This is a genomic window from Candidatus Omnitrophota bacterium, assembly GCA_025453395.1.
GTDB lineage: Bacteria > Omnitrophota > Gorgyraeia > Gygaellales > Profunditerraquicolaceae > JAlOQK01.
Genome location: JALOQK010000003.1, coordinates 103,135 through 117,057 on the forward strand (window position 1 = coordinate 103,135; position 13,923 = coordinate 117,057).

General features: G+C 42.0%; 12 protein-coding genes. All 12 read left to right on the top strand.

Annotated elements, in window-relative coordinates; all coding sequences use genetic code 11:
• Positions 1–64 precede the first annotated feature (64 nt).
• On the top strand, positions 65–997 hold the full coding sequence (locus MUF05_04570) for a glycosyltransferase (GenBank protein MCU0666348.1): 933 nt from the start codon (positions 65–67) through the stop codon (positions 995–997).
• Positions 994–1,623 (top strand): redox-sensing transcriptional repressor Rex, encoded by a 630-nt coding sequence (locus tag MUF05_04575; GenBank protein MCU0666349.1) that lies wholly within the window; start codon positions 994–996, stop codon positions 1,621–1,623. Before MUF05_04570 ends, MUF05_04575 begins: the two co-directional genes overlap by 4 nt.
• Positions 1,624–1,820: 197 nt before the next feature.
• Positions 1,821–2,795 (top strand): ATP-grasp domain-containing protein, encoded by a 975-nt coding sequence (locus tag MUF05_04580; GenBank protein MCU0666350.1) that lies wholly within the window; start codon positions 1,821–1,823, stop codon positions 2,793–2,795.
• 2 nt (positions 2,796–2,797) lie between these two features.
• A complete protein-coding gene (locus tag MUF05_04585) occupies positions 2,798–3,808 on the top strand; it encodes an ATP-grasp domain-containing protein (GenBank protein MCU0666351.1) in 1,011 nt (336 codons plus the stop codon).
• Positions 3,795–5,000 (top strand): KamA family radical SAM protein, encoded by a 1,206-nt coding sequence (locus MUF05_04590; GenBank protein MCU0666352.1) that lies wholly within the window; start codon positions 3,795–3,797, stop codon positions 4,998–5,000. Before MUF05_04585 ends, MUF05_04590 begins: the two co-directional genes overlap by 14 nt.
• Positions 5,001–5,192: 192 nt before the next feature.
• On the top strand, positions 5,193–7,133 hold the full coding sequence (locus MUF05_04595) for an elongation factor G (protein MCU0666353.1): 1,941 nt from the start codon (positions 5,193–5,195) through the stop codon (positions 7,131–7,133).
• Positions 7,134–7,250: 117 nt separating this feature from the next.
• Positions 7,251–7,955 (top strand): DUF933 domain-containing protein, encoded by a 705-nt coding sequence (locus MUF05_04600; GenBank protein ID MCU0666354.1) that lies wholly within the window; start codon positions 7,251–7,253, stop codon positions 7,953–7,955.
• Positions 7,956–8,022: 67 nt separating this feature from the next.
• The gene (gene purH, locus MUF05_04605) at positions 8,023–9,588 is read left to right on the top strand and encodes a bifunctional phosphoribosylaminoimidazolecarboxamide formyltransferase/IMP cyclohydrolase (protein MCU0666355.1); all 1,566 of its coding nucleotides are present in this window, start codon (positions 8,023–8,025) and stop codon (positions 9,586–9,588) included.
• 5 nt (positions 9,589–9,593) lie between these two features.
• Complete coding sequence (locus MUF05_04610; protein ID MCU0666356.1) at positions 9,594–10,913, top strand: bifunctional folylpolyglutamate synthase/dihydrofolate synthase; 1,320 nt, start codon at positions 9,594–9,596, stop codon at positions 10,911–10,913.
• 219 nt (positions 10,914–11,132) lie between these two features.
• A complete protein-coding gene (locus MUF05_04615; protein MCU0666357.1) occupies positions 11,133–11,792 on the top strand; it encodes a hypothetical protein in 660 nt (219 codons plus the stop codon).
• Between the two features lie 33 nt (positions 11,793–11,825).
• Positions 11,826–13,247 (top strand): tRNA uridine-5-carboxymethylaminomethyl(34) synthesis GTPase MnmE, encoded by a 1,422-nt coding sequence (mnmE, locus tag MUF05_04620; protein ID MCU0666358.1) that lies wholly within the window; start codon positions 11,826–11,828, stop codon positions 13,245–13,247.
• 107 nt (positions 13,248–13,354) lie between these two features.
• Complete coding sequence (gene folE, locus MUF05_04625) at positions 13,355–13,912, top strand: GTP cyclohydrolase I FolE (protein ID MCU0666359.1); 558 nt, start codon at positions 13,355–13,357, stop codon at positions 13,910–13,912.
• The last annotated feature ends 11 nt before the right edge of the window (positions 13,913–13,923 follow it).

A 13,923-nucleotide genomic window follows, 5' to 3' on the forward strand; every position in this document is an offset into this window, starting at 1 on the left:
AAAAGGCCTCAGGCAGATGAAGATTAGGAATGGGTATAACATTGTGTTATAATATTATGCAAAAATGGATAAGTCAAACGAATTAGTAAGCGTTATTATTGTGGCCTCCGGCATTTCAAGGTATTTGTTTGACTGCCTTGTTTCAGTGCATGCTCAAAGCCACTCTCATCTGCAGGTCATAGTTATTGATAACAGCCTGAACAGTTTCTTATCAGGCAAGATTAAACGGGCCGCCCCCTCGGCCCATTTGCACATTTGCCAAGTTTCAACTTCTTATTGTGACTCTTTAAACATCGGCATAGAAAAAAGTAGCGCAGAGTATATACTCTGCTTGAATGATGATGTTATCCTTGAAAATAACTTTTTGGAAGAGGCGCTTAAAGGATTCTTATCTGGAGTGGGCATGGTAAGCGGCAAGATCTTGCGCATGGATAAGAAAACCATAGACACCACCGGCCTTTTTTTAAGCTGTTTCAGGACCCCACGCGAGCGGGGGTATTCTCAAAAAGACCGCAGGAAATTCCAGGATCCCGGTTTTTGTTTTGGCGTAAACGGGGCAGTTGCTTTATATAAAAAAGAGATGCTTGATAAAATTAAAGAGGAAAATTATTTTGATTCAAGTTTTGGCTTCTTTTATGAAGACTTGGATATTGCTTGGCGCGCCCAGCGTAAAGGCTGGAAAGGCTTTTATGCCCCCTTGGCAGTGGCATATCACGCCAGAGGCGCTACCTTAAGAAAAGAAGCTGTAAGTGGGAAAATTTTTGCCAGAGCAAGTATAAGCGACAGCTTATTAGCCGACTTGATAAAAAATAGATATCTTGCTATTATTAAGAACGAGTCGCTCTTAGGGTTTTTATGGCATTTACCGGAAATACTAATCTATGATTGCGCTGCTTGGTCGTATTGTTTGTTATTCAGGCCTGGCGCAGCAGTAATATTTTTATCACGCTTAAAAATAATTCAGTACGCGTTAAAGAAGCGATTGGCCAAGAAATGAAAAAGCCTCCGGAAATATCAATTAGCCGTTTAAGCCTGTATCTGAGGTTTTTGGATGATTACCTGCGCCAAAAAGGCCTGAATGCCACAATTAGCTCTGAAGAATTAGCTCAACAACTTGACCTTAATCCGCATCAAATCCGCAAAGATCTTTCATACTTTGGTAAATTCGGCTCTCCCGGAGTGGGGTATCGGGCCCAAGAGTTAAAGTCCAGGGTTTCTGAGATTTTGGGCTTACGCAGGAAATGGAATTTATGTATTTGCGGAAGCGGGAATCTGGGGGCAGCCTTAGCCGCTTATGAAGGGTTTAAGAAAATGAATTTACACATCGTAGCTTTATTTGACAATGATCCGCTTAAAATAGGAAAAAAGTTTCAAGGGATCGATGTCTATAGCACTAAAGGCATGGCTTCGGTGTTAGCTTGGCTTAAAGTGGATATTGCCATTATTGCTGTGCCCCAAGAAGCGGCCCAGGCGCTTGCCGATAAATTAGCGGACGCAGGGGTTAAGGCTATACTTAACTTTGCCCCGGTTTCTCTCTCATCTTCCAAAGAAATAAAAATAAGAAACATGGATGTGGCGGCAGAATTGCTTAACCTCACCTATTTTTTATCCACCGCAAGATAAAATATCATTTCTCGACGCTGATTGCCCGTAGAAATTCCTTGACAAAAGCCGCCCATTGTGATAAAAAATAAATAAGAAGCAAATAAACTTACAGAGAAAGAAAAGACAAAACTTGGAAAAAATATAGAAGTTTAAAGAAAAGGGCTAAGAAGGGGCCCTTATTTTTTTTGTTTTACTTATAAATGAAAACAGTTGGTTTGACCTACGATTTAAAAACAGAATATAAATTCAAAGAAAACGACCCGCCTGACGCAAACGCCGAGTTTGACCATCCGTCTACCATCGAGGTTATCGCAAACGCCATTGAATCTCAAGGTTTTAAGGTAAAAAAAATCGGAAACGCCTATAATGTTATGGAAGGTATGGGCAAATTAGGCGTGGATATCGTGTTTAATATTTCTGAAGGCATTTCCGGAAGAAACCGTGAATCACAGGTTCCTCTTTTGCTGGAAATGTCCGGGGTGCCTTTTGTGGGATCGGATGCCTTAACTTTAGGCTTAACCTTGGATAAGGTCATGGCCAAAAAAATATTTATCTCGGAGAAAATACCTACCCCGAAATTCTTTGAAATAAAATCCCTGGATGCTTTAGTGGATTCAGACCACCTGCATTATCCCTTGATCGTTAAACCTCGCTTTGAAGGCTCGTCCAAAGGATTAACCGAAAGCTCGCGTGTGGAAAATATGGAGGAGCTTAAGAAACAAGCAGATCAAATTATAAATATGTATAAGCAGCCTGCTCTTATTGAAGAATTTATTGTCGGCCAGGAATTTACAGTTGCCCTGGTGGGAAATGACCCGGTTGAAGTTTTGCCTCCGGTGCAGATCAAGATAGACGGAAAATTAAAACTCAATGAGAAATTTTATACCTTTTCGCGGATCACCTCTGATCGTTTGGAATATATTTGCCCGGCTAAGATAAGCGCAGAATTAAGAGATAAGATATCGCAGATAGCTTTAAAGGTATATAATGCGGTTGAATGCTGTGATTTCGGCAGGGTGGATTTTAGGGTCACAAACGACGGGCATCCTTATGTCTTAGAGATCAATCCTTTACCTTCGCTTTCCACGGAAGATGTTTTTCAAATAGTAGCCAGAGAAACAGGTATATCTTATGAACAGATTATCGGCAAGATTTTAAACGCGGCCCTAAAAAGGCACAACCTGAATTAAAAATGAAAGTCGCCCTGACTTATAATTTAAAGAAAAAAGACGAGACCAAGCCCATAGATTATTTCTCCGAGTTTGATACTCAGGATACAATTAATGCTATAGTAGGCGCCCTCCAATCCCGCGGGCATGATGTAACCCCGGTTGAAGCAGAGTATGAAAATCTTTTTAGCTTCTTCAAAAATAATAAGGTTGATATGGTTTTTAATGTTGCCGAAGGAAAATCCGGGAAGATGCGCGAGTCAGAGATCCCGGCGCTTTTGGAGTATTTACGAATTCCGCACACAGGCTCCAATACTTTTTCTCTGGCCATTGCCTTAAATAAGGCGGTTACCAAGAAAATATTAAGCGCGGAGAATATTCCTACTCCGCGTTATCAGCTTTTTAGCAAGACAGACGAAGAGCTGAATCCAGAACTTAAGTTTCCTTTGATTGTAAAGCCCAATTGCGAAGGCTCTGCCAAAGGGATTAATAAAACAAGCGTTGTGCATGATCAGGGTGAATTATCCCGGGAAGTATACAGAGTAATTTCTGTTTATCATCAGGAAGCGTTAGTAGAGGAATTTATCAATGGCAGAGAATTTACCGTCGGGATATTAGAAGATGATAAAACCACTATTTTGCCGGTGATGGAAATAGATTTTGCAAGCTGTGAAAAAAGCGGGGAATATTTTTATTCCTGGAGGATGAAAGAATACCAGGGCAATGCTGAGTTAGGCCTTACTCCCACATTTCATTGCCCGGCGGCCCTTGATAAAGAAACCGAAAGAAAAATAAAAGAAGTGGCTCTCAGGACGCATCATGCCATTGGATGTTTTGATATTTCGCGTACTGATATACGCTTGAGCGAAGATAATATTCCTTATGTCTTGGAAATCAATCCTTTGCCGGGTTTATCCCCCAGAGATTCCAATTTCCCCTTGATGGCGTATGCCAATGGCATGCGTTATGAAGATCTAATTGAGGCGATCCTTAAGAGCGCCTGCAAAAGAAAGGAAAAAATTGAGCCAGCTTGATAACTCCCAAGGAAACAGCGCTTTAGAGACACAAAAGCAGCAGGTGGAATTTTCTCCTTCGATACGAACCTCCAGAAGATCCAGAGATTATCAGCAGATTGGGATCTACAAAGATGTCAATCCGTTAGATTGGGAGGATTGGCATTGGCAGATCAAGAACAGGGTTTGCACCAGAGATGTCCTTTCGCAGATAATCCGCTTGACAGCTGATGAGGAAAAAGGGATTGAAAAAGCTAAGGGTAGATTATCCATGGCGATTACTCCTTATTGGGCGGCGCTTTTGGATGCAGATGACCCGCAGTGCCCGATTAGAAGGCAGGCTGTGCCGGTAAAAGACGAGTCAGCTGTTTCCGCGCATGAAATGACTGATCCTTGCGCCGAAGACAGGGATTCTCCGGCGCCGCATTTGGTGCATCGTTATCCCGACAGGGCGCTTTTATTGGCAACTGATCATTGCGCGATGTACTGCCGCCACTGCACCCGCAGGCGTTTAGTGGGAGACCATGTTGAAGAAAAAACCAATGGAGTGGACAAATTTGACGCGGCAATCGAATATTTAAGCCAGAATAAGAAAATAAGGGATGTGCTTATTTCCGGAGGAGACCCGCTTTTCTTGGAAGATGAGCAGTTAGAATCTTTGATCCAAAGGATCCGGGCCATTTCGCATATTGAATTTTTGCGCATTGGAACGCGCATTCCGGTTACCTTGCCGCAACGCATTACCGAAAATCTGGTGAATATGCTTAAGAAATATTCGCCCATTTGGATGAGCATACACTTTAACCATCCCAAAGAAATTACCAAGCGTTGCAAGATCGCCTGCGATATGCTGGCGGATTCAGGTATTCCTTTGGGAAGTCAGTCTGTGCTTTTAAAAGGCATCAATGACCGGCCGTATATCATGAGAAAATTGGTGCATGAATTACTGCAAGTTCGAGTTAGGCCGTATTATATTTACCAGTGCGATCCGGTTAAAGGCACCCAGCATTTCCGCACTCCGGTTGCCACGGGCATTAACATCATGGAAAAACTGCGCGGGCATACTTCAGGTTACGCGGTTCCTACTTATGTAATTGATGGTCCTGGAGGAGGCGGTAAGATCCCGGTGGGCCCTAATTACATTCTTTCCCAGGCTAAGGGAAAATATGTGTTACGCAATTACAAGGGCAAGATTTATACCTATCTAGAGTAAAACAGGGGATGGTTTTATCCCTTGACCCGCCTTTTTGTGTATTATATAATTAATAAACCTTAGGAATATCCATAAAAATATATAGTCTATTTATCTTTTGATAATATACTAACCCGAAGACTCCGCGCAAAATCGCGGAGTTAAATAAACAATAAGCGCCAGTGGTATTGTTTATTTAAGGAGCTAAAATATATGGATACCAAGAACAAGCGCAATTTTATTCTTTTGGGCCATGCCCAGTCAGGCAAGACTTCCTTGGCAGAAAGCATGCTCTTTTTTGCTCATGCTACAACCCGCAAAGGCGCAATCAACGAAGGCAATACTGTTAGTGATTATAGCTTTGACGAAATTGAAAGAAAAAGTTCAATTAACGCCGGCTTTTTATATTGTGATTATAAGGGTTGCCGCATCCAGATGGTGGATGCTCCGGGTTACGCGGATTTTTTTGGCGAACCTCTATCATCTGCGCGCGCAGTAGACAGCGCCATAATCGTGGTAGATGCCGCAAGCGGCATAGAAGTAGGCACGGAAAAAGCTTGGGATTTGGCAGAAGAGCAAAATCTGCCGGTAATGTTCTTTCTAAATAAAATAGACAAGGAAGGCGCCTCCGCCCAAAGAGTGCTGGCAGATTTAAAATCGCGCTTTTCTAAAGCCTGCGTGATTATTGAGACCTTGGAAGACCCGGATTTAATGGAGGCCATTGCCGAAAGCGATGATACTTTATTGGCAACCTATTTGGACACCCTGAAGCTTTCTGTTGACCAGATCAAAAACGGCCTGAAGCAGGCAGTTGTTAAGCGCAAACTTTTTCCGGTTTTAAGCGGCTCGGCGGTTACGGATAAAAGATTGCAGGATTTATTGGAGGATATCATAGAATATATGCCTAATCCTCTTGAGCGCGCGCCTGTCTTGGCAGAAGATAAAGAAGTAAGCTTAACGCATGATGGGCCCTTCAGCGCCTTTGTCTTTAAGACCATAGTTGACCCTTATGTTGGCCAGCTTACTTTATTAAGGGTTTTTTCCGGATCCCTGTCTTCCAATGGCACCTTTTATAATGCCACCAAGAAGCTCAAAGAGAAATTCGGCAGTATCTATATTTTGCAAGGAAAAGAACAGCGCGCGGTTGAGGCGGCTTCTTGCGGAGATATTGTGGCCATTGCCAAATTAAAAGACACCGTAACCGGCGATTCTTTAGCCAATGAAAAATCCCCGGTGTTGTTTGAGCCTCTTGTTTTTCCGGAGCCTGCGATTTCAGCTTCGGTGAAGCCTAAATCCCGCGCCGATGAGGATAAAATTTCCCTGGCCTTGCATAAGTTAGCCGCTGAAGACCCGACCTTTCATTTTACTCATGATCCCCAGAGTAAAGAGCTTATCATTTCCGGGATGGGAGATTTGCATTTAGCGATTATGGTAGGAAGAATAAAAAAGCGCTTTAATGTGGAAGTAGAGCTTGGCACTCCCAAAGTAAGTTACAAAGAAACTATTACTAAGAAAATCAAGGTGCAGGGAAAATTCAAACGCCAGTCTGGCGGCCGCGGGCAATACGGCGATGTCTGGATTGAAATTGAGCCTAAGTTAAGAGGAGAAGGTTTTGAATTCGTAGATAAGATTTTTGGAGGTGCCATCCCAAGAAATTATATTCCTTCTGCGGAAAAAGGTATTTTGCAGGCTTGCTCTGAAGGCGCGGTTGCGGGTTATCCGATTGTGGATTTAAAAGTAACCCTGGTGGATGGTTCGTATCACGACGTAGATTCTTCGGATATGGCCTTTCAGATTGCCGGAGCCATGGCCTTAAGAAAGGCAGTGGCCGAGGCTGGGCCGGTTCTTCTTGAGCCGGTGATGCAGGTAGATATTTCTATACCTGAAGATTGCCTTGGCGGGGTAAGCGGAGACATAAATTCCCGCAGAGGCCACATGGCTGGTATGGAAGTAAAAGGTAAGACCCAAGTGTTAAAAGCCTCAATACCGCTTGCGGAAATGTTTACTTACGCTAATGACTTAAGGTCTTTAACCGGCGGCAGGGGAAGTTACACTATGCGTTTTTCGCATTATGCCGAGGTTCCGCATAAGATTGCCTCCACGATTATAAGCCACTATCAGGCTTCGCGTAAACAGGACGCGGAAAATCAGTAGGGATTTTAATAAACCATTAATTTATCCCGAAGTTCCGGATATAAATCTGTCCAGCGCGCCGGAAATTAAATAAAATACTCCGGGGCAATATTTTGGTGCTCCAGAAAGGTATGGATCATGAAGATCGGTATTTTTGGTATTGATGGTTTTTCTCAAGGCAAAGCCAATATTGTTGACCAGAGAGTAAAAACTTTGGAGCAGATGTTTAAGTCGGCAAAACAAGTTTTTATACAGGCGGATATTTTAACTCAGGAAGATAAACTTAAAGAGGCAGATGGTATAATCTCCCTTGAAGAGTCACGCTTGGTTTTAGTGATGACAGACTTGGAATTTGTGGAATTAAGGCTTTCACGCGGAGCCGAAGCATTAGAAAAGGAATTACTTTTGCGCGCCAAAGACTGCCTTTCCAAAGAAAATATGCTTTCAACTTTGGAATTAACTGAAGAAGAGAAAAAGATTTCCGCAGCCTTTCCGTTTTTGACTAATAAACCCATATTTTTCTGTAAGCCAGAGGATGCGCAAGAAAAAGAAAAACTTTTATTTAACGCCTACTACGGGTTTGGATATATTTCCTTTTTTACCGCCGGAGATAAAGACGCGCACGCCTGGTCAATAAAAAAAGGCGCCAATGCCTACGAATCAGCCGGATGTATTCATTCGGATATCCAGAAAGGTTTTATCCGCGCCGAGGTCTTAAGCTACGATGACCTCATAAAAGATGGCGGGCTTTCTCAGGCCAGGCAAAATAATCATATCCGCCTTGAGAACAAAGAATATATTGTTCAGGACGGTGACTATATAGTGTTTAAGTGTAATAAATAAAGAGCATGGGGTTGGTTATGAGTTATGAGTGAGGGTGAGTTGTGGGGGAAAGAAGAAAGGATAATATATGCTAAAAATTAAACGCGCATTGATCAGTGTTTCTGATAAAACAGGAATTCTCGACTTTGCCAAAGTCCTGCAAAGTTTTGGAGTAGAAATTCTTTCTACCGGAGGCACGGCAAAAATTTTTAGAGACAATAATATTCCTGTGCTTGAAGTTTCAGATTACACCGGTTTTCCGGAAATGCTCGATGGCAGGGTTAAGACTCTCCACCCTAAGATCCACGGTGGGCTTTTGGCGGTGCGTGATAATAGCGCGCATATGGAAACTGTGAAAAAGCACAATATCGGTTTGATTGATATGGTGGTAGTTAATCTTTATCCTTTTGAGAAAGTAATTCAAAAAGAAGGTATTCCAATAGAAGAGGCAATTGAGAATATTGATATCGGTGGGCCCAGTATGCTTCGCTCGGCAGCCAAGAACCACAGGTCAGTGGCGGTTATTTCTTCACCTTTACGCTACGCGCAGGTTTCCGAGGAGCTTAAGCGCAGCAAAGGCTTTTTATCAGAAAAGACGCTTCAGGAATTGGGCGTAGAAGTTTTTAAGGTTACATCTTGTTACGATTCAGCTATCAATGCATATTTGGGGGAACACATTTTAAATAATCACCAAACATCAAATAACCAATTTCCGGATAAATTAAGTTTGTCATTTTCTAAGCTGCAGGATTTACGTTACGGAGAAAACCCGCATCAAAGGGGAGCGTTTTACCGCGATCAAAATGCCTGCGTTGGTATTTGCGGGATGAAACAGCTTTGGGGAAAAGAATTGTCATTTAATAATATTTTGGACCTTAATGCCGCGATAAATATTGTCCAGGAATTTTCCAATCCGGGAGTAGTTTTTATCAAGCACAATAATCCTTGCGGGGTAGCGGAAAATAAAAATATCCTGAAAGCTTACCGTGATGCCTGGAGCTGCGATAAATTATCCGCCTTTGGCGGGATCTTGGCAATTAACCGAAAAATAGATTTAAATCTGGCTAAATTAATCGCCAGGAGCGGATTTTTAGAATGTATCGTCTGCCCCGGATTCGCGCAAGAGGCAGTAGAATTATTAACCGCTAAGAAAAATTTAAGGCTTTTGGAATTCTCCGGGTTACTTGATAAGATAGCGCAAGTTGATTTCAAGAGGGTAAGTGGCGGGCTTCTCGTTCAGGACGGCGACGGTAAACTTTTTAATCCGGAAGAGCTAAAAACAGTAACTTCTTTGAAACCTTCAAAATCGCAAATGCAGTCGCTTCTTTTTGCCTGGAAAGTGGCCAAGCATGTGAAATCAAACGCCATTGTTTTAGTTAAGGGCGCAAAAACCGTCGGTATTGGCGCGGGGCAAATGTCCCGGGTGGATTCGGTATTTATTTCTACCAAGAAATCCGGCAAGTTAGCCATTGGTTCAGTTATGGCCTCGGACGCATTTTTTCCCAAAGAAGATGCCATACAATTAGCTGCGAAATTTAAGATCAGGGCGATCATTCAGCCCGGAGGCTCTATTGCTGATGAGGCGATCATTAAGATGGCAGATAAGCATAAGATCGCCATGGTCTTTACCGGGACAAGGCACTTTAAACATTAAGTAAAATGATTTACCCGGAAGCAATCAAATATTTGGAATCGTTCATTAATTACGAGAAAATCCCGTATTATTCTTACAAGGATTCTGTAAAGTTAGAGCGCATCAAAGATTTTCTTTCCCTTATTGGAAATCCCCAAGAAAGCTTGCGCGTAATCCATGTTGCCGGCAGTAAGGGCAAGGGTTCTACAAGCGCTTTTATCGCCCAGATATTAAAAGAAGCGGGATTTAAAACCGGATTATACACTTCTCCGCACCTGTCAGACTTCAGGGAAAGAATTCGTGTCTTCAGCTGTCAGCCTTCAGCTATCAGCCTTCAGCCAAAAGAATTTGAAGGCATGATTGAGAAAAAAGATTTAACGCGCTTAGTTAAAAAACTAAGGCCTAAAATAGAACAATACAATAGGATTTTAAAATATGGCCCATTATCATTCTTTGAGGCCTACACAGCGCTAGCTTTTGTTTATTTTAAAGAAAAAAAAGTAGATTTCGCGGTTTTAGAGACTGGCATGGGCGGAAGGTTAGACGCAACAAATACTACTAATGCCCAAGTTTGTGTGATTACCCCTATTAGCTATGAGCATACGGACAAATTAGGTAAAACTCTAAGGCAAATAGCAAGAGAAAAGGCCGGAATAATCAAATCCGAAATCCGAAATCCGAAATCCGAAAGTGCAAAACCAATTGTGATTTGCGCGCCGCAGGAAAAAGAGGCGTTAGATGTTATTAGAAAAAGATGTATAGATGTTGGCGCAAAGATTTACGAAATAAAGAAAAATAAATTAACGCAGTTTAAAACTCAACTTTTAGGGTTTCATCAGCAGATAAACGCGAATGTTGCAAAAGAAGCGGTTAAGGCCTTGTCTTATTTTGGAGCAAAAATAAGCGATAGTAAAATTCGAAAAGGCCTCGCAGGCACTTTTTGGCCGGGAAGATGCGAGGTGATTTCTCAAAAGCCATTTATTGTTTTAGACGGTGCGCAGAATAAAGCTTCGGCAAAAGCATTAAAAGAAGCTATCAGGGCTAATTTCCGCTATAATAAGTTAATCTTGGTTTTAGGGATTTCACAGGATAAGGATATAAGGGGGATTTGCGCGCAATTGCGCACTTTAGCGGGTACAGTTATTTTAACTAAATCCAGTAATCCGCGCGCCACAGAACCAAAAGTCTTAGCGCGATATTTTCCTAAGAAAGATACGCGGCAAACTTCCGGCGTAAAAGAAGCCTTGTGTTTAGCTAAAGAAGAGGCGAAGGAAAAAGATTTAATATTGGTGACTGGGTCGCTGTTTGTGGTCGGAGAAGCCAGGGAAGATATATTAAGTTATTAAAAGCCGATGATTGGTAGCGGGGCCTTGTCTGTATTTTTGCGGGAACGTTTGCCCCGCCCCAGCGTGGCGGGGCTGCACTTCGTTCCAGCCCCTCGCTCTCGCTATATGTTTTTAGCGGGCGAACCTTGCCCGCTCGGGGCTTCCAAGATCCCGCAAAAACACAGCCAAGCCACCCGCTTAATCAGAGAGTATAATTTTGCTATACTATGAGGAGGGGTGATGGAGAAGAAAAGAATAATTCTTGGAGTTTTATTTCTTGTTGGCGGCTTTGTTATTTTAGTTCTAGTATTGAATATAATAAAGATAAACAAAGCGGAAACTTTCTTAAACAGCCTGAAGGGCGAAATAATTTACGTTAATAGGGATGGGCAGTATTCAAATGTGTATAAAATATCCGCTAATGGTAAAAATAGACAAATGCTATATCATAATATCGATAGGACGAATTCAAATTGCTTATTTCCTCAATGGTCATCGGATGGTTCAAGAATTTTCTTCACGGCAATGAGAAATGGTCAATGGAGAACGTTTATCATGGATTCAGATGGTAGCAATGTAGAAGTAGTTGAAAATAAAGAAAGTTCACTGGTGAGTCATTATTCAAGGGCAAACGACATTATAGTGAAAGCCGGAAATGTGTATTGTGTAGATGATAAAGGAAATGAATTTAAAGTATATAGTTTTGATGGTTATGATTACAAATTTAATCCAGGTGCTTCTGAAGCATCATGGAGCCCCGATAAAAAATTTGTTATTTTCCAATCATGCGAATATGGTTTCTTAGGAATGTGGGGAGGGTGTAGTATTTTAATAGCAGATCCGGGAACTGCAGAAGTGGTAAAGATAACTGCAGGTAAAGCGCCTGATTGGAAGTATTAACCTTTTTATCTTCTAAATTAAAAAAGCATTCTAATGATCAATATGCAGAGTTTAAATTTAAATGATACTATCGCAGCGATTGCTACACCTTGCGGAGAAGGCGGGATTGGGATTGTGCGCATAAGTGGTAAAGACGCCTTGCTAGTTGCAGATAAAGTTTTCTCTGCCAAAAGCAATAAGAAGCCGTCTACTTTTAAGAGTCATATGGTTCATTATGGTTGGATCATGGAAGCGAAAAGCGAAAAGCGAAAAGCGCAAAACGAAAAAATCATAGATGAGGTCCTGTTGACTGTCATGCGGGCTCCTCGCACTTATACCAAAGAAGATATTGTGGAAATAAACTGTCACGGCGGGATGGTGGCCTTAAAAAGTGTTTTAGATTTGGTTTTATCCTGCGGCGCGCGCCTTGCCGCTCCGGGTGAATTTACCAAGCGTGCCTTTTTAAACGGAAGAATTGATTTGGCCCAGGCAGAATCAGTGCTTGATATTATCCACGCCAAGAGCCAAGAAGCCCTCAGGGTAAGCTTAAGACAACTAAAGGGCGGCTTGTCAGAGAGAATAAATAAAATCCGCCAGGGGCTTTTGGAATCTTTAGCGTTATTAGAGGCAAATATTGAATTCCCCGATGAGGAAATCGGCAATATTGATAAAGATGCCTTGTTGGGCAAATTAAATGACGCGCTTGATAAATTAAATAGCCTTATTCAAACTTCTTTCTACGGGAAGATGATGCGCGATGGGATCCACGTTGTTATTTGCGGAAAGCCTAATGCCGGGAAGTCTTCTCTTTTAAATGCCATTCTTAAAGAAGAGCGCTCCATTGTTACTCCTATTGCCGGGACTACCCGGGATACAGTAGAAGAATTTATTTCCCTAAAAGGGGTGCCGGTGTGTTTAGTGGATACCGCCGGGCTTAAAGACGCATCCGGTTTGATTGAAAAAGAAGCCATGTCGCGTTCCCGAAAAAAGATAAAACACGCGGATGTAGTTTTGGTTGTTTTTGATTCTAGCACTAAACTGAACAAGGACGATAAAAAAATCCTGCGTCAGGCCAACTCCGATATTACAGTTGCGGTTTTAAACAAAATAGACTTGAAGAAAAGAATAGAAGAGGATGTAATCCGCAGGAGTTTGCCAAGAATAGTGGAAGTTTCCGCGAAAAAAGAAAGAAATATACAGGCTTTGGAAGAAGCAATTGTGGGGTTGGCCTGTAAAAGACAAGGCTCTTGCCAGGATGGATTTTTTGTTTCCAACACCCGGCACATTCAAGCCCTAAAAGAGGCACATAAACTTGTTGCTTCCGCAGTAAGTTCTATGGATAATAATTTATTGCCTGTGGAGTTAGTGGCTCAGGAATTAAAAGACGCATTATCTGGTTTGGATGAAGTTCTAGGAAAAGATTCAAATAAAGATATTTTAGATAAGATATTTTCGCAATTCTGCATTGGTAAATAACTAGTTTGGTTATTGATGTTTGATTATTGGTAAGCTTATTTGGTTGTTGGAATTTGGTTATTGATTATTGAATATATAGATATGTAATTTAACTGGGAGATAAACGAATGGATAAAAAGAAGATTGAGAAAGCGGTCCGTGATATATTAGTGGCAATCGGGGAAAACCCTAAGAAAAAAGATCTTTTGGAAACGCCTAAGCGCGTAGCAGAGATGTATGAAGAAATATTTTCTGGGGTAGGGCAAGACCCGCAGAAGTATTTAGAGGTTCTTTTAGAGCAGAAGCACCACGAGATAGTTCTTTTAAAGGGAATTCCTTTATATAGTGTTTGTGAACATCATCTTTTGCCGTTTTTTGGCAAGGCGCACGTGGCCTATATCCCTAAACAAGGACGGGTTACAGGTTTAAGTAAATTAGCTAGAGTTGTGGATATGCTGGCTCGCCGTCCGCAAGTACAGGAGCGTTTGACTACGCAGATCGCGGAAATCATCATGGAGAAATTAAAACCCCAAGGCTGCATGGTAGTTATTCAGGCAGAGCATCTTTGTATGTCCATGCGAGGCGTAAGAAAGCCCGGGACTTTGACGGTAACTTCCGCGGTAAGGGGCATCTTTAAAGAAAATCAGAAAACCCGTTCGGAAACCTTAGCTTTGATGCGGGATTAAAACCTTAAAAT